The 15,282-nt window shown below is 73.5% G+C and carries 12 protein-coding genes; 8 read left to right on the top strand and 4 right to left on the bottom strand.

Annotated features, from left to right (window positions below):
* Positions 1-221 precede the first annotated feature (221 nt).
* The 3 genes from WMF20_RS43025 to WMF20_RS43015 all read left to right on the top strand — a co-directional run bounded on the left by WMF20_RS43025 (position 222) and on the right by WMF20_RS43015 (position 3,016).
* Entirely contained in the window at positions 222-1,232 is a 1,011-nt protein-coding gene (locus WMF20_RS43025; protein ID WP_437607527.1) for a hypothetical protein, read from the top strand.
* Between the two features lie 164 nt (positions 1,233-1,396).
* Complete coding sequence (locus WMF20_RS43020) at positions 1,397-1,576, top strand: heavy-metal-associated domain-containing protein (protein WP_437572750.1); 180 nt, start codon at positions 1,397-1,399, stop codon at positions 1,574-1,576.
* A 45-nt stretch (positions 1,577-1,621) separates the two neighbouring features.
* Positions 1,622-3,016: a GH1 family beta-glucosidase gene (locus WMF20_RS43015; RefSeq protein WP_437607525.1), complete on the top strand. Its 1,395-nt coding sequence runs from the start codon at positions 1,622-1,624 to the stop codon at positions 3,014-3,016.
* A 190-nt stretch (positions 3,017-3,206) separates the two neighbouring features.
* On the opposite strand, the gene WMF20_RS43010 is transcribed toward WMF20_RS43015, so the two are convergent.
* A complete protein-coding gene (locus tag WMF20_RS43010; protein WP_129579682.1) occupies positions 3,207-3,512 on the bottom strand; it encodes a hypothetical protein in 306 nt (101 codons plus the stop codon).
* 193 nt (positions 3,513-3,705) lie between these two features.
* Positions 3,706-5,868, bottom strand: a complete 2,163-nt coding sequence (locus WMF20_RS43005; RefSeq protein WP_437607523.1) for a protein kinase domain-containing protein — start codon at positions 5,866-5,868, stop codon at positions 3,706-3,708.
* 265 nt (positions 5,869-6,133) lie between these two features.
* Here WMF20_RS43005 and argS point away from each other — a divergent pair, with 265 nt between their 5' ends.
* Together argS and WMF20_RS42995 are read left to right on the top strand one after the other, a co-directional pair.
* Entirely contained in the window at positions 6,134-7,867 is a 1,734-nt protein-coding gene (argS, locus tag WMF20_RS43000; RefSeq protein WP_437607522.1) for an arginine--tRNA ligase, read from the top strand.
* 402 nt (positions 7,868-8,269) lie between these two features.
* Positions 8,270-9,502 (top strand): choice-of-anchor L domain-containing protein, encoded by a 1,233-nt coding sequence (locus WMF20_RS42995; RefSeq protein WP_437607521.1) that lies wholly within the window; start codon positions 8,270-8,272, stop codon positions 9,500-9,502.
* Positions 9,503-9,588: 86 nt separating this feature from the next.
* On the opposite strand, the gene WMF20_RS42990 is transcribed toward WMF20_RS42995, so the two are convergent.
* Both WMF20_RS42990 and WMF20_RS42985 read right to left on the bottom strand, forming a co-directional pair.
* Positions 9,589-10,026 carry a hypothetical protein gene (locus WMF20_RS42990; protein WP_129579678.1) on the bottom strand — a complete coding sequence of 146 codons (438 nt, stop codon included), beginning with the start codon at positions 10,024-10,026 and terminating at the stop codon, positions 9,589-9,591.
* A 508-nt stretch (positions 10,027-10,534) separates the two neighbouring features.
* Positions 10,535-10,912 (bottom strand): hypothetical protein, encoded by a 378-nt coding sequence (locus WMF20_RS42985; protein WP_437607519.1) that lies wholly within the window; start codon positions 10,910-10,912, stop codon positions 10,535-10,537.
* Between the two features lie 359 nt (positions 10,913-11,271).
* Between WMF20_RS42985 and WMF20_RS42980 the strand changes: the two genes are divergently transcribed.
* From WMF20_RS42980 to WMF20_RS42970, 3 genes are all read left to right on the top strand, one after another.
* Positions 11,272-13,098, top strand: a complete 1,827-nt coding sequence (locus tag WMF20_RS42980) for an ABC transporter ATP-binding protein (protein WP_437607517.1) — start codon at positions 11,272-11,274, stop codon at positions 13,096-13,098.
* A 54-nt stretch (positions 13,099-13,152) separates the two neighbouring features.
* Positions 13,153-13,605: a helix-turn-helix domain-containing protein gene (locus WMF20_RS42975; RefSeq protein ID WP_437607515.1), complete on the top strand. Its 453-nt coding sequence runs from the start codon at positions 13,153-13,155 to the stop codon at positions 13,603-13,605.
* Between the two features lie 268 nt (positions 13,606-13,873).
* Entirely contained in the window at positions 13,874-15,226 is a 1,353-nt protein-coding gene (locus WMF20_RS42970; RefSeq protein ID WP_437607514.1) for a serine/threonine protein kinase, read from the top strand.
* Positions 15,227-15,282: the final 56 nt, after the last annotated feature.

Below are 15,282 nucleotides of genomic sequence, written 5' to 3'. Positions count from 1 at the left end.
CGTGTCGAAAACTGTCGTCAGGACTGGCAGACCTGTGCCAGGTCCGAGTAGGATCGTCGCGAGTTGGAAGCGACATCACGGCGGATTGGGGCCGCCGGGGTGTCGGCGCCATGGCCTCGTGCCGGAGGACTGGACGCATGATCAGATGTCTTAAGCATTCCGTTTTCATCTCCATATTTCTCATCTTCCTGGCGGTTTCTTCCTGCGAGCGGATGAGCCAGATGGGAGGGCGGTGCGAGTCGACGGCCGATTGTGAGTCGGACACCCAGTACGCGCCCGGCACGGAGTGCACGGACAACGAGTGCACGTGCGTCCAGGAGGGGCACACGCTGTGCTGCGCGCCCGAGGACACGGCGCCTGACTGCTTTCTCGCCTGCAGGCCGTGCAGCGAGTGCCAGGAGGGCTGGTTCAGCTGCGCGCCGGGGACGGCCGGGACGGCGTGCGACAACGACGCGAAGTGCGCCGGACCGCCGGACCCGCGCTGCGGCACCGGGCGGTGCGTGGACCGGGTGTGCCAGCTGGAGATCTACCCGGGCCCGCTGCCCTCCCAGGTGCGCGGCGACTGCGCGCAGCTGGAGTGCACGCACGAGGGAAAGGTCGTCTCCAAGCCGGATCCGGCCGACTTCTACAACGACGGCAACCTGTGCACCTCCGATGTCTGCTCGGTGGAGAACAGGCCTGTCAACGTGCCTTTCGACAACGGGATCAGCCTCATGGATCTCTACTCGGTCGACCAGATCTGCTACGAGGCGCAGCCGTTCGACTGCATCGTCGAGGACGACCAGTGCGGGACCCGGCGCATCTGCGTCCCGACCGTGGGCGCGCAGCGAGGCGGGGGCTTCTGCGCGCCGAGCCACTGCATCAACCTGCGGCGCGACCCGGACGAGGCCGACGTGGACTGCGGCGGTATCTGCAGGCGGCCGTGCGAGAACGGGTCGCGCTGCTCCGTCCCGCAGGACTGCATCTCCGGGGTGTGCCTCGGGGACCCGAAGACCTGCCAGAGCCCGTCGATCTCGGACGGCGTGCGGAACGGCTCCGAGACCGGCGTCGACTGCGGCGGTCCGTGGGCGCCCTGTCCGCCGGGCGGCGGTTGCGCGACGGGCGCGGACTGCGAGACCGGCGTCTGCTGGGCGGGCGTGTGCGAGGAGCCGACGTGCATCGACGGCGTGCGGAACGGCGGCGAGCTCGGCGTGGACTGCGGCGGGCAGGCGTGCCCGGAGTGCCCGCGGTGACGCGGCGCGATCGCTCGATGCTGCGCGGCCGCTCGACGCTGCGCGGCCGCTCGACGCTGAGCGGGCGCTTGACGCTGCGCGGGCGCTTGACGCTGCGCGGCTTCGTTGACGCTGCTGCCTGGTGGGGGCATAGGGAGGAGGTGCGCAGACTCGCTATCGAAGGAATGTCTTGCGGCCACTGCGTTCGGGCGGTCGCGAAGGCGCTCGCGAAGGTCCCCGGCGTCACGCGGGTGTGCGAGGTGAGCCTCGAGCGCGGGGAGGCGATCGTCGAGGGGAGCGCGACGGCCGAAGCGCTCGTGGCGGCCGTGCGCGAGGAGGGCTACGAGGCGCGCGAGGCTGGCTGACGTCGCGGTGCGGCGCTCGGCCGCGTTTGGTATGGTGCGGCCACCATGACGCGATCACCGAGCGAAGAGGCACCGAGCGAAAAGGGCTTTCCGGAAGGGTTCCTGTGGGGCGCCGCGGCGGCGTCGTACCAGATCGAGGGCGCCGCGTACGAGGACGGCAAGGGGCCGTCCGTGTGGGACATGTTCTGCAAGAAGCCGGACGCGATCTGGAACGGCCAGACCGGCGATGTCGCGTGCGACCACTACCACCGGTACCGGGAGGACGTCGCCCTCATGCGCGACATCGGCCTCCGCGCTTACCGACTCAGCATCTCGTGGCCGCGCGTCTTGCCGGAGGGCACGGGCGCCGTCAACGAGCGCGGCCTCGCGTTCTACGATCGGCTGGTGGACGCGCTGCTCGAGGCGGGGGTCGCGCCCCACGTCACGCTGTTCCACTGGGACTTCCCGCTCGCGCTCTACCACAAGGGCGGCTGGCTGAACCGCGACAGCGCCGACTGGTTCGCCGAGTACACGAGCGTCGTGGTCGAGAAGCTCGGCGATCGGGTGAAGGACTGGATGACGCTCAACGAACCGCAGGTGTTCGCCGGCGCCGGCCACTACGAGGGTCGCCACGCGCCCGGCGACCGGCTGCGCTTCGCCGAGGTCCTGCGCGTGTGCCACCACGTCCTGCTCGCGCACGGCAAGTCGGTGCAGGCCATCCGCGCGGCGAGCCCGGGGAAGTGCAACGTCTATTATGCGCCGGTCGCGCAGGTCAAATACCCCGCCAGCGCGTCACCCGAGGATCTGGAGGCCGCGCGCGCGGCGACGTGGGCGGTCAGCGCCCGCACCACGTGGACCAACACGTGGTGGATGGATCCCGTGTTCTTCGGCAGGTACCCCGAGGACGGGCTCCGCCTGTTCGCCAACGAGCTGCCCGAGATCCGGAGCGGCGACATGGAGATCATCGCGCAGCCGGTCGAGTTCTGCGGCGTGAACGTCTACTGGGGAGTGCCGGTGCGCGCCGGGGCGAACGGCGGCGCCGAGGTCGTGCCGCACCCGGTGGGACACCCGATCACGGCCTTCGAGTGGTCCGTCACCCCCGAGTGCCTCTACTGGGGGCCGAGGTTCTTCTATGAGCGCTACAAGCGCCCCATCGTGATCACCGAAAATGGCCTGTCCACCCGGGACTGGATCTCGCTCGACGGGAAGGTGCACGACCCCCAGCGCATCGACTTCATGGCGCGCCACCTGATCGAGCTCCGCCGGGCGATCGCCGAGGGCGCCGCGGTGAACGGCTACTTTCACTGGTCGATCCTGGACAACTTCGAGTGGGCCCACGGCTACAAGCACCGCTTCGGCCTCGTCTTCGTCGACTACCCGACGGGCAAGCGCGTGCTGAAGGACTCGGCGCACTGGTATCGCGAGGTCATCGCCTCGAACGGCGCGACCCTCGGGGGGTGAGCGGGCCGCTCCCCGGCGCCTCCCCGGGAGGCGCCGGTCCCGGTGACGTTCCTCCGGAGAGGGCTCCGCAGGAAGGCGGTAAAGCAGGAAGATCGTTCATCATTTCTTCCTGGTTACCGCCTCCCCGTCCTTGCCTGGCCGCCGCCGGCCGCGCGGCGCGAGGGGAGCCCGCGGCGGCGGAGGCGCGGGCTCAGGAGGCGATCGGCTCGTCGCCGTCCTCTTCTTCGTCGTCGAGCGCCTCGTCGTCTCCGGTCGCCAGGTCGTACCCGTGCGGATCGAAGTCGTCGAACATGGCCTGCAGGCGCTCGGTCAGCGAGTCCCACGTGTCCGGCGGCTCGCCCGCCTGGCGATCGCGCTCCGCGAGGGCGAGCGCGGCGGCGACCGTCGCGGTCAGCGGGCGCGCGTCCTGGAGCACCGCGACCTTCGAGGTGTCGCCGCTGCACGCGTAAGCCAGCAGGTAGGCCCTGTAGATTTCCTCATTCGTCTTGTCGCTCATTCCTCTTCCTTGTTCTCTTCGTCCGCGCGCCGTTCGCCGCCGTGCTCGGGCCTGCTCGTCGCTCGGGACCGCGGACGCGAGCGTAGCCCATCTCGGCGGCCGTCGGGGGTGGCCCGTGTCCCGCCGGGAGCCCGGGCCCTGCGGGAGCAGCGGGACGGGCGCGGGCGCAGCGGCGCGGCGCCCGCGCAGCGGATCAGTAGCGCAGCCGGTCGCGCAGCGAGCGCACCGCGCGCTCGAGCCCCGCGTGGTGGTGGAAGCAGCACTGCCCGATGCGCGGCTGGCACTGCGACGAGCGGAGCATCTCCAGGAACACGAGCGCGCGCGCGTCCCCCTCGAGCGCCGCGCGCTCGAAGAGCGCCGGCTTGCGCCGGCAGGGGGCCTCGCGCAGCTCCACGGCGATGCGCAGCGGGACGCTCGCGCGCTCCAGCACCTCGGGGCGGCGGAGCAGCGCGGCCGCGCGCTTTCCGCCCTGCGTGCCGCCGTAGCCGCTCACGATCTCGTAGGCGATGTCGAGGCCTTCCTGGCCGAGGCGGCTCTCCAGCGCCTCGAAGATCGGGTCCGCGCGGCCGTCGGGCCGGTACGAGCTCTTCACCGCGACGGCGGCCGCGGCCGTCATCACGTCGCGCTGCTCGAAGGCGGCGCGATCCTTCTCGAGCAGCACGAAGAGCGCGCTCTCCGCGTCCTCCCATCGCTTCGCCCGGACCGCCCCCACGAGGCGCTCCCGCTCGGCCGGGAGCTCCGCGCCGTCGAGCGGAGCCGGACCGGGGAGCGCCGCGCCCTCGGCCGACGCCGACCCGGAGCCGGCCGGCACGGGGGCCGAGGCGCTCGCGGCCGGCGCCGCGGACGGGGCTGGCGGGGGCGCGCCGAGGGGCTCAGGCACCCGGGTGGCGGGCGCCGCGGCGGCCGGCGCGTGCATGGCGGCGGTCGCCTCCTGGAGCTCCGGGCCGGCGATCGCGGGCGCGGGCACGCCCACGACCGCCGGCGCGCCCGCGGGCAGGCGGCGGAGGAGCACCGCGCCGCCCGCCGCGCCGGCCGCGGCGATCGCGGCCACCGCGACGAGCCAGCCCCGGGCGCGCCTCCGCGGCCCCGGCCGGCGCTCCGCCGCCACGCGCGCCTCGTCCCCGGGCGCCGCGCCGCCCGCGGCCGCGAGCGGCGCGCCGGACGCCGCCACCGCGGCGCTGCCGGCCGCGCCGTCGAGGGCCGCGGCCCCGCCGGCGGCCGCTGCCCCGCCGGCGGCCGCTGCCCCGCCGCGCGCCGCGCCTTCGAGCGCGGCGGCTCGGTCCTGCCGCGCCGGCGGCGCGGGCGGCGTGGCGGCCTGGAGCGCGCGCAGCGGGTCGCCGAGGGACCACGACCCGCTCGAGAGCGGCTCCTTCCACGGGAGGAGGCCGAGGGCCTCGGACCGCGGCACGGCGGCGTCGAGCGCGGCGAGCAGCGCGCGCGCGCTCGCGGGGCGCGCCGCCGGGTCCTTGCGCAAGACGCGCATCACGAGCGCCTCCAGCTCGCGCGGCACCTCCACGCCCGGAGCGCGCAGCCGGAGCGGCGGCGGCGCCGTCTCGCACTGATCGCGGAAGAGCTCGACGGGCACGATCGAGTCGAACGGGTGCTTGCCCGCGAGCATCTCGTAGAGGATGAGCCCGAGGGCGTACAGGTCGGAGCGCTCGTCGACGTGCTCCATGCCCTGCGCCGCCTCCGGCGCCATGTACGCGAGCGTGCCGAAGACCATGCCGCTCAGCGTGATGCGCATGGGCTCGGGCCGCTCCTCGCCGCTGTGCGCGGTCGTCGTGGCGAGGCGCTCCAGCGGGACCTTCGCGAACCCGAAGTCGATGAGCTTCACGGCGTCGGTGCCGTGCTCGACCATGACGTTGCGCGGCTTCAGATCGCGGTGGATGACCCCGCGCTCGTGCGCCGCGGCGAGCGCCGCCGCGATCTGCCGCGCGAGCTCGGCGGCGCGCGCGGCGGGCACCGGGCCCTTCTTGATGATGCGATCGAGCGTCGTGCCGCGGACGTGCTCCAGCACGAGGAACCGGGAGCCGTCGGGGAGCGTCCCGAAGTCGGTCGCCGACGCGATGTTCGGGTGCTGGATGTGCGCGCCCGCGATCGCCTCGCGCTCGAAGCGCGCGGTGAGCTCCGGCGAGCCCTGCGCCGAGGGCAGGAGGAGCTTCACCGCCAGCCACTTGCGCAGGAGCAGGTGCTCGGCCTTGTAGACCGCGCCCATCCCGCCGGTCGCGACGAGCTCCACGATCCGGTACCGGTCCGAGATGACCGTCCCGACCATCTGGGCGGCCGCGCTCTCCGCGGGCGCGTCGCTCGCGGCGGGCTTCGGATCGCCGGGGGCAGGGGGCAAGGAGGCGCTCACGGGAGGCGTGAACTGTCCGGCCTAGCCCGATTTTTGTCAAAGGGGGATCGCCGCCGCGCGCCGCGCCGGCGCGCGCGCAGGAAGGCCCGTTTTCCTCGGTGGATGCGCAGGTCGCCGCGCACTCGCGCCGCCGCGCAGCCGCCGCGCGAGCGCGCGGTCGAGACGGCCGCGCCGGGGCTCGCGCCGCGGGCGGCGGCGCGCGGTTCGGCCATGGAGCGCCGGCTTGCCTATTGAATTGGCCGCGGGGCCGGGCCAAGGATGCGCCATGGCCGATCCCGTCCACGCCCTTTCCCGCGCTTTCCAGGAGGCGATCACCGCCGCGTTCGGCGCCGAGCACGCCGGAGCCGATCCCTCCCTGCGCCGCTCCAGCCACGCCGATTACCAGGCGAACGCCGCGATGGCGCTCGGCAAGCGCCTCGGCCGGCCGCCGCGCGAGGTCGCGGCGGCGATCGTGGGGGCGCTGCAGCTCGGCGGGATCTGTCGAAAGGTGGAGATCGCCGGCCCCGGGTTCGTGAACCTGACGCTCGAGGACGCTTACCTGACGCGCGAGCTCGCCGACACGGCGAGCAGCGGGCGGCTCGGGATCGCGCCTGCGGCGCAGCCCGAGACGGTGATCGTCGATTACTCGGGCCCGAACGCCGCGAAGGAGATGCACGTCGGCCACCTGCGCAGCACGATCATCGGCGACGCGCTCGCGCGCGTGCTCGAGGCGCTCGGCCACCGGGTGATCCGCCAGAACCACCTGGGCGACTGGGGCACGCCGTTCGGCATGCTGATCGAGCACATGCTCGATCTCGGCGAGGCGGCCGCTTCGCAGGAGCTCTCGGTCGGCGATCTCGACGCGTTCTACAGGCAGGCGCGCGCCAAGTTCGACGGGGACCCGGCGTTCGCCGAGCGCTCTCGCCGGCGGGTCGTGCGGCTCCAGGGCGGGGACGAGCAGACGCTCGGGCTGTGGCGGCAGCTCGTGCGCGAGTCGACGCGCTACTTCGAGTCGGTCTACCGCCGGCTCGGCGTGACCCTGACGGAGGCCGATTTCGCGGGCGAGAGCTTCTACAACCCGCTGCTGCCGGACGTGCTCGCGGAGCTCGGCCAGAAGGGGCTGGCGCGCGAGAGCGAGGGGGCGCTCTGCGTCTTCCCGGCGGGCTTCACGGGCAAGGGCGGCGAGCCGCTGCCGCTCATCGTGCGCAAGCAGGACGGCGGCTACGGCTACGCCACGACGGATCTGGCGGCGATCCGCCACCGGCTCACGACGGTCGGCGCGCAGCGGCTCATCTATGTGGTCGGCGCGCCGCAGAGCCAGCATTTCGCGATGGTCTTCACGACGGCGCGGGAGGCGGGCTGGCTCAGGCCGCCGGCGCGGGCCGAGCACGTGGCGTTCGGGTCGGTGCTCGGGGCCGACAAGAAGATGTTCAAGACGAGGAGCGGCGACACGGTGAAGCTGTCGGATCTGCTCGACGAGGCCGTGGAGCGCGCGACACAGGTGGTGCGGGAGAAGAACCCGGAGCTCGACGCCGAGGCCGCGGGCGCGGTGGCGCGGGCGGTCGGCGTGGGGGCGGTGAAGTACGCGGATCTCTCGAGCGATCGGATCAAGGATTACGTGTTCGACTGGGATCGCATGCTGGCGTTCGAGGGGAACACGGCGCCCTACCTGATGTATGCGCACGCGCGCATCCGGTCGATCTTCCGGAAGGCGGGGGTGGAGTCGCCGCGCGGGGTCGGGATCACGGTGGGCGAGCCGGCGGAGCGGGCGCTCGCGCTGGAGCTGCTCCGGTTCGGCGCCGTGCTCGAGGACGTGGCGGCGACGCTCGAGCCGCATCGGCTGTGCGGTTACCTGTTCGAGCTCGCCGGGTCGTTCACGACGTTCTACGAGCGCTGTCCGGTGCTCCGGGCCGAGAGCGAGGAGGTGCGCCGCTCGCGCCTCGCGCTGTGCGATCTCACGGCGGAGGTGCTGGCGAAGGGCCTCGGCCTGCTCGGGATCGAGGCCCCGGAGCGGATGTAGCGCGGCTGGAGGGCGGGCGAGCGGAGGGGGCGGGGTTACCGGCGGGGAAGGCGAGCCGACCGGGGTTGAGGCCGACCCGACCGGGGTTGAGGCCGACCCGACCGAGGTTGAGGCCGACCCGACCGAGGTTGAGGTCGTCCGCCCGAGGTTGGGCCGACCCGACCGAGGTTGAGGTGGCCGACCCGACCGAGGTTGAGGTCGACCCGACCGGGGTTGAGGCTGAGCCGACCGGGGTTGAGGCCGACCCGACCGGGGTTGAGGTCGCCCGACCGAGGTTGATGCCGCGGCCGACCCGACCGAGGTTGAGCCGACCCGACCGAGGTTGAGGCCGTCCGGTCGTCCGCCCCGACCGGGGTTGTGTGCAGGCTCGGGCTCGATCCTGTCCTCGTGGCAAAGTGCAGTATGACTGATCGTCAGCTCGCTCCCCCCGTTCCCGGCGTCGCCGCCATGACGGCGCTCCTCGTCGCGCTCGGGTGCTCGGCCGTCGGTGGCTCCCCCGCGCAGGGCGGCGCGGACGACGGGCGCGCGCAGCCCCCGGACACCGGCGGCGAGGACGGCTCCGGCGGGCTCGATGCGCCCGGCGCGCCTGGATCGGGCAGCGGCGGCGCCGTCCCCGTCACCGACCCCAACGCCGACAGCGACGGAGACGGCTTCACGCCCGCGGCCGGCGACTGCAACGACGCCGACGCCAACGTGAACCCCGGCGCCATCGAGGTCGAGGTCACCGAGCCCGACGCGAGCGGCCAGATCCCCGCGCCCGCGGACGAGGACTGCGACGGCGCCATCGACAACGTCGCACCCCCCTGCGACGACGGCCTCTCGCTCGAGGACTTCGACCCGGCGAACGGCGCCCGGGCGATCGACCTCTGCGCGTTCGCCTCCCGCGACGACCGTCGCTGGGGCGTGCTCTCCGCGAGGTACGTCCGCGGGGACGGCTCGCCCGCGGCGCGGTCGCCCGCGGTCGGCCTCTTCGACGGGTTCGGGCCCAACGTGCACGTGCAGGGCGGCGCGCGCCTGCTCGCGCTCTCGACGGGGCGCGCCCGCCTGCCGGACCACCCGGACGCCTGCCGGTCCGAGAGCTGCTCGAGCTACGGCCCCGGCGCCGCGCCGCCCGGGTTCCCCCAGGACAACCCCGACTGCCCTCCCTCCGACTTCATCAACGACGACATCGGCCTCGAGGTCGTCCTCCGCGCCCCGCGGAACGCGACCGGCTACGAGTTCCTCTTCAAGTTCTATACGTACGAATATCCGGAGTGGGTCTGCGAGGATTTCAACGATCAATTCGTCGCGCTGGCCACGCCGGCGCCTCCCGGGTCGTACAACGGCAATCTCTCGTTCGACGGCGAGGGCAGGCCGGTCAGCGTCAATATCGCGTTCTTCGATGTCTGCGACGGATGCCCGCTCGGCTCGAGCGAGCTCGTCGGGACCGGCTTCAGCCCGCGCCGCGACGGCGGCACCCGGTGGCTGAAGACCCGGGCGCCGGTGCGCGGCGGCGAGGAGATCTCGCTCCGGTTCATCCTCTTCGACACCGGCGACGATCGCTTCGACTCCACCGCGCTCATCGACGGATTCCGCTGGATCGCGACCGGCGGCACGGTGAGCGTCGAGACCACGCCCGCCGTCGATCCCCGCTGAAGCCGGAGGCGCTCCCCGGCCGCGCGGGCGCCTGGCCGCGCGGCGCGGCCGGGAAGCGCCCCCGGCCGCCTCGCCCGCTCCTCGCGCTACCGGCAGCTCCGGCACTCTCCGCCGCAATCCACGCCGAGCTCGCTTCCATTCATGACCCCGTCGTCGCACGAGGGCTCCTGGCAGACACGCTCCCTGCACACGCCGGACCCGCAGTTCTCCCCGGCGACGCACCCCTCGCCCGCGGCGCAGAGCGGGCACGAGCGCGTGCCGCAGTCGACGCCGGTCTCGAAGCCGTTCGCCACGCCGTCCACGCACGTCGGGGCCTGGCACGCCCCCAGACGACAGACGCCCTCCTTGCAGTCGATTCCCGTCTCGCAGGAGGCCCCGAGGCGGCAAGGCTCGCACGAGCCGCCGCAGTCGGTGTCGGTCTCACCTTGATGACCATCCTTGATCCCATTGCTGCAATGCGGCGGGATACAGGTGTTCTCGGTGCAGGTCCAGCCCTCGGGGCATTCGTTGCAATCCCACATCATGACGGCACCATCCTCCCCGCACGAAAGGAAAAAAGGCGCCGTCAGCCCCAATGCAATGACGCGTCGAAGCATGGTGCTCGCTCTTCTGGTAGTTGATGGTCCGGTAACGACGACAGTACATCAAGCACGGCCGGCACGGGCGCCGATCTGGCCGTTTGCGCGCGGATTTATAGCATTCCGGACTGCTGGTCCAGATTGTCAAGGAATCGACATGAGGACATTCGCCGGCGGCGCGGGGGCCCGGATTCGACGCGCGGAGATGGGACATACGTAGATGGGACGTGCAGAGTAAGGCGAGGGGAGGGGGCTCATCGGCGCGCGGGGGGCCGCCGCACCGGCCGTTCTCTACGGATTCGACAGGAGCCCATCGCTCGATGGCTCCGATGGCGCGCGCGGCCGACAGGACCGCTCGGAGCGCGCTGGCTGGGGGAGTGAGGGTGAGAGGGGCGTTGCGACGGCGCGCCTGGCTCGATGGCCGGACGGCGCGCTCGGGGGCGGCGCGCCGCGCTCAGGCGCGGGCGGGGGCGCGGCGCGCTGCGACGAAGGAGCGCGCGCAGAGGGCGACGTAGCCCGCGGAGAGCACGGCCATCAAGGACTGCGCGACGACGGCCGCCGGGCGCTCCACGTCGCCGCCCGAGAGCAGGGCCGGCAGCTTGGACAGGCCGCGGGCGGAGCCGACGACGCCGACGACGCCGACCAGCGCCGACGCGTGCATGGCGTGCATGTGGTACTTCTCCTGCCGCGCGAGCACGCCGAGCCCGATCGAGACCACCCCGAAGCCGGCCGGGATGAGCGCCGTCGGCGCGCTCGTGGCCGCGAAGCCGCCGACGCCCAGCGCCGTGAGCAGCGCTCCGTAGCCTATCGTCATATTGGACATGCTCGACATGCACAGCCTCCTTGTTCGGAGCCCCCGGGATACCGCGCCCGGCGCGCGCCCGCCACCGCGGCCGCCGGCGCGCGTGCCCCGCGGCGCGCGTCCGCCACCGCGGCCGCCGGCGCGCGTGCCCCGCGGCGCGCGTCCGCCACCGCGGCCGCCGGCGCGCGTGCCCCGCGGCGCGTCCGCGCCGCGCGTCCCCGCGGCGCGGCTGACCTGAGGCGCGAGCGCCGCCGCCGAGCGCGCGCTGGCCACGCCTCCGCCCCCGCGGGGCCGGCGGAGCTCGCTGCGCCCCCGCGCGTGGGCCTCCCGCGCCTGCGCTCGCGGGCCTGCCCGGGCAGCGCGCGGCGGCGTGGTTAGAATCCGCCCTCATGCTCGGCCTCTCCCGCCTGCGGGACAGCTTTGCCTACACCCCGCGGACGCTCCAGCTCGTCTGGCGCTCGTCGAAGGCGGCCACCCTCGCGCTCGCCGCGCTCACGCTGGCGGCGGCGGTGTTGCCGCTCGGGGTGGCCTACGTGGGAAAGGCGATCACGGATGCGGTGGTCGCCCGCGAGGAGCGCGCGGCGCTCGTGTGGGTCTCGGTCGAGCTCGGCCTCGTCGCCGCGCTCGCGCTCGCGCAGCGCGGGCTCTCGCTGGCGCGGCAGCTGCTCGGCGCCCGGCTCTCCATCGACATCCACGCGATGATCCTCGAGAAGGCGCTCTCGCTGGAGCTCCGCCATTTCGAAGACCCCGAGTTCTACGACCAGCTCACCCGCGCGCGGCGCGAGGCGTCCTCGCGCCCCGCGTCGGTCGTGACCGAGAGCTTCTCCCTCGTGCAGAACCTGATCACGCTCGCCGGGTACGCCGCTTTGCTCGTCGGGTTCAGCGGCTTCGCGGTGCTCGCGCTCGTGCTCGCGGCCGTCCCCGCCACGGTCGCCGAGGCGCGCTTCTCCGGCGCGGCGTTCCGCCTCCGCAACTGGCGCTCTCCCGAGGCCCGCCGGCTCAACTACCTCGAGTACGTGCTCGCCAACGACGGCCACGCCAAGGAGGTGAAGCTCTTCGGCCTCGGGCCGATGTTCCTCGACCGGTACAAGGCGCTCGCCGCGTCGTTCTACCGGGAGGACAGCGCCCTCGCGGTCCGCCGCGCCGGGTGGTCCTATGGCCTGTCGCTCCTCGGGACCGCCGCGTTCTACGGCTGCTATGCCGCCATGGCGGCCTCCGCCGCGGCGGGGCGCCTCTCGCTCGGCGCGATGGTCCTTTACGTCGCCGCCTTCCGGCAGGGCCAGCAGGCGTTCCAGGCCGTCCTCGGCGGCGTCGGCGGCATGTACGAGCACAACCTCTACATGTCGAATCTCTTTCAGTATTTGAGCATCCCGCTCAGCGCGCCGCCCGCGCCGCCGGCCGGCGAGGCGCCCGCGTTGACGAACGGCGGCGCGCCCGCGGCGTCGGCCGACCGCGCGCGCGACAGGGGCGTGCGGTTCGAGGGCGTGGGCTACCGGTATCCTGGCCAGTCGCGGTGGGCGCTCCGGGGCATCGATCTCCACATCCCCAGCGGGCAGAGCCTGGCGCTCGTCGGGCACAACGGCGCCGGCAAGACGACGTTCATCAAGCTGCTCACGCGGCTTTACGAGCCCACCGAGGGGCGCATCCTGCTCGACGGCAAGGATCTCCGCGCCTGGGATCTCGACGATCTCCGCCGGAGGATCGGTGTCGTGTTCCAGGATTTCAACCAATACCAGCTCACGCTGCGCGAGAACGTCGGGCTCGGCAGCCTCGATCACCTCGGCGACGAGCCGCGCATCGCGCGCGCGGTCTCCGAGGGCGGCGCGGACGAGGTCGTGACCGCGGTGCCGGGGGGCCTCGACGCGCAGCTCGGGCGCTGGTTCAAGGACGGCGTCGAGCTGAGCGGCGGGCAGTGGCAGAAGATCGCGCTCGCGCGGGCCTTCATGCGCGAGCAGGCCGATATCCTCGTGCTCGACGAGCCCACCGCGGCGCTCGACGCCGAGGCCGAGCACGCGGTCTTCCAGCGGTTCCGGTCACTGTCCAAGGGGCGGACGACGATCGTCATCTCGCACCGCTTCCCGACCGTGCGCATGGCCGACCGCATCGTCGTCCTCGACGGCGGGCGCATCGTCGAGCAGGGCACCCACGACGAGCTCGTCGCCCGCGGCCAGCGTTATGCCCGCATGTTCGCGCTGCAGGCCGAAGGATACCTGTAGCGCGCCCGACCTTCTCGGCGGCTCAGGCGAGCTCTGCCTGCTAGGCTCGCGCTCATGCGCGACACGCTCCCCAGGGAGGTCGGTCAGGCGATCCGCATCCTCCGGTTGCTCCGCGGGCTCAGCATGCAGGAGTTCGCCGAGCGGGCGCAGCTCTCGGCCACCTACCTGCGGCAGGTGGAGCGCGGCGAGCGGGATCTCGGGCTCGGCGCGCTCGGCCTCATCGCGCAGGGGCTCCAGTGCGATCCGCGCCTGCTCCTGCCCGGCGACGGGCGCAGCCCGGTCGCGTCCGTCGTGGCAGAGCTCTTCGACCAGGCGCAGGAGACGCTCCAGAACGCGATCCTCTTTCTGCTCATGGAGCCTGACGATTCGCCCAGGAAGCAAGCAATGCTCGCCCTGGCCAGCGAGGATCCGGAGCGCGCTCGTTTCGCGGCTCCGCCCAAGTCGCGCCCGCCGGAGCGCGCCGTTTCAGGGCGTACCCCGCCGTCGAGCCGTCGTTCCGGAAAGTGAGCGCGCCGTCTCGCTCGCTCCGTGATCCCCGGTCCGCCCGGGCGACGGCTTCCGCGCGCAGGAGACCTCTGTTACCCTCGCGCCAACCGATGTTCCCCGAGCCGTGTCCGGGGGTGTCATGGACTCGAACCTCGTGCCGGAGGTCCGACGCAGTGAACAGAATTTCGTGGGCTGATCCAACATCGCAGATCGCGCTTCGCTCTGCTGTCCTCCCGCGCGGAGAGGCGGAAATCGCCGCGCTCGTCGGGGGGCTTGCGGCGGAGGGCCCATGGTGATCCTGGGCCAGGAGTTCGCGGGGTACACCATCGTCGCCAGCCTCGACTCTCCGGCTCCGGCCGAGGCCTACCGCGCGCTCGACGCGGACGGCCGCGAGGTCACGCTGTATGTCCAGGAGGATGTCGCCCTCGACGCGGAGGCGTTCCGCGGCGAGCTCGATCGGCTCCTCTCGCTGTCTCCGGCGATGCACGGCACCGTGCCTGTCATCGCCGGCGGCGTGGAGGGCACGACCGGGTGGATCGCCGCCCCGCCGAGCGACGACCCCTCGGTGGAGGATCTGCTGCCCCGGCTCCGGTCCGTCGCGTACGAGCTCGCGGTCGACGTCGCGCGGGCGCTCGGCGCGGCGCACGCGCTGGGCCTCGCGCACGGGGATGTAGGCCCGCATACGGTGGTGATCACCGGCCAGGGGGCCGCCGTGCTGAGGGCGTTCGGGCTGCACCGGCTGTTCGGGGCGCCCGCCGATCCGGTGGCGGACGCGGCGCGGTACCGGGCGCCGGAGCTCTTCGACGCGCGCGCGATCGATCCGCGCACGGACGTCTACGGGCTCGGGATGCTGCTGTACTGCGTCCTCGGGGGCCGGCGCCCGTTCGAGGGGCGCGACGACCTGGAGGCGTGCGCGCTGGACGAGGTGCCGCCGCCGCTTCAGGGCGTGCCGGCCCAGGTGCGCGACGCGCTGTCGCGAGCGCTCGCCAAGGATCCTGACGCGCGCTTCCAGACGGTCCAGGAGCTCATGACCGCCGTGCGGCCGCTGCTCCTCACGGACTCGGCGCCCCTCGCCGGCGGGGCTCCGCCGCCGCCCGGCGGGGCTCCACCGCCGCCCGGCGGGGCTCCACCGCCGCCCGGCGGGGCTCCGCCGCCGCCCGGCGGGGCTCCACCGCGGCCCGAGCCGCCGCCCGACACCGAGCGGAGCGCGCCCGCCCCGGCGTCGCGCAACACGCTGCCCACCGGCACCCTCCCCCCCGAGGCCATGCGGCACCCCTCGGTCCAGATCGCCGCCCCGCGGCGCCGCAGCGCCCTCCGGGCCGCCGGGGTGTTCCTTGTCGTCGCGCTGACGAGCGCTGCCATCGCGGTACCGCTGAGCTGGTACTTCGCCCGCCGCGGGGCGCCGTCCCCGCGACCGGCCGATCCTCCGGCTCACGTGAGCGATGTGGAGCACAGCTCGACGCTGGCCCCGCCGGTGAGCTGCGACCCGGGCGTGCCCGCGGCGGTGAGCCCTGCCGTCGAGAGGCCGACCCTGAGGTCCCGGGCGACGCGTCGCGCCGGGCCCGCCTCCATGGCCGCGACCCCGGCCGTGGACCCCCGCCGCAGCCCCGATCAGCGGTGGTACGGCGACCAGCTCTTCTGAGGCGATCCGCTGCCCCGCTGGCAAACGACACCCCGGCGGATTGGGGCCGCCGGGGC

Origin of the sequence: Sorangium sp. So ce834 (assembly GCF_051521425.1) — a bacterium.
In the GTDB taxonomy this organism is placed as follows: Bacteria; Myxococcota_A; Polyangia; order Polyangiales; family Polyangiaceae; genus Sorangium; species Sorangium cellulosum_D.
This window is presented reverse-complemented; position numbering and strand designations above follow the sequence as displayed.

Bases quoted from the DNA above. Each gene is read 5' to 3' on its own strand.
- WMF20_RS43025 (WP_437607527.1), top strand. From the start codon at position 222: ATGGGAGGGCGGTGCGAGTCGACGGCCGATTGTGAGTCGGACACCCAG.
- WMF20_RS43020 (WP_437572750.1), top strand. From the start codon at position 1,397: ATGTCTTGCGGCCACTGCGTTCGGGCGGTCGCGAAGGCGCTCGCGAAG.
- WMF20_RS43015 (WP_437607525.1), top strand. From the start codon at position 1,622: ATGACGCGATCACCGAGCGAAGAGGCACCGAGCGAAAAGGGCTTTCCG.
- WMF20_RS43010 (WP_129579682.1), bottom strand. From the start codon at position 3,512: ATGAGCGACAAGACGAATGAGGAAATCTACAGGGCCTACCTGCTGGCT.
- argS (WP_437607522.1), top strand. From the start codon at position 6,134: ATGGCCGATCCCGTCCACGCCCTTTCCCGCGCTTTCCAGGAGGCGATC.
- WMF20_RS42995 (WP_437607521.1), top strand. From the start codon at position 8,270: ATGACTGATCGTCAGCTCGCTCCCCCCGTTCCCGGCGTCGCCGCCATG.
- WMF20_RS42990 (WP_129579678.1), bottom strand. From the start codon at position 10,026: ATGATGTGGGATTGCAACGAATGCCCCGAGGGCTGGACCTGCACCGAG.
- WMF20_RS42985 (WP_437607519.1), bottom strand. From the start codon at position 10,912: ATGTCGAGCATGTCCAATATGACGATAGGCTACGGAGCGCTGCTCACG.
- WMF20_RS42980 (WP_437607517.1), top strand. From the start codon at position 11,272: ATGCTCGGCCTCTCCCGCCTGCGGGACAGCTTTGCCTACACCCCGCGG.
- WMF20_RS42975 (WP_437607515.1), top strand. From the start codon at position 13,153: ATGCGCGACACGCTCCCCAGGGAGGTCGGTCAGGCGATCCGCATCCTC.
- WMF20_RS42970 (WP_437607514.1), top strand. From the start codon at position 13,874: ATGGTGATCCTGGGCCAGGAGTTCGCGGGGTACACCATCGTCGCCAGC.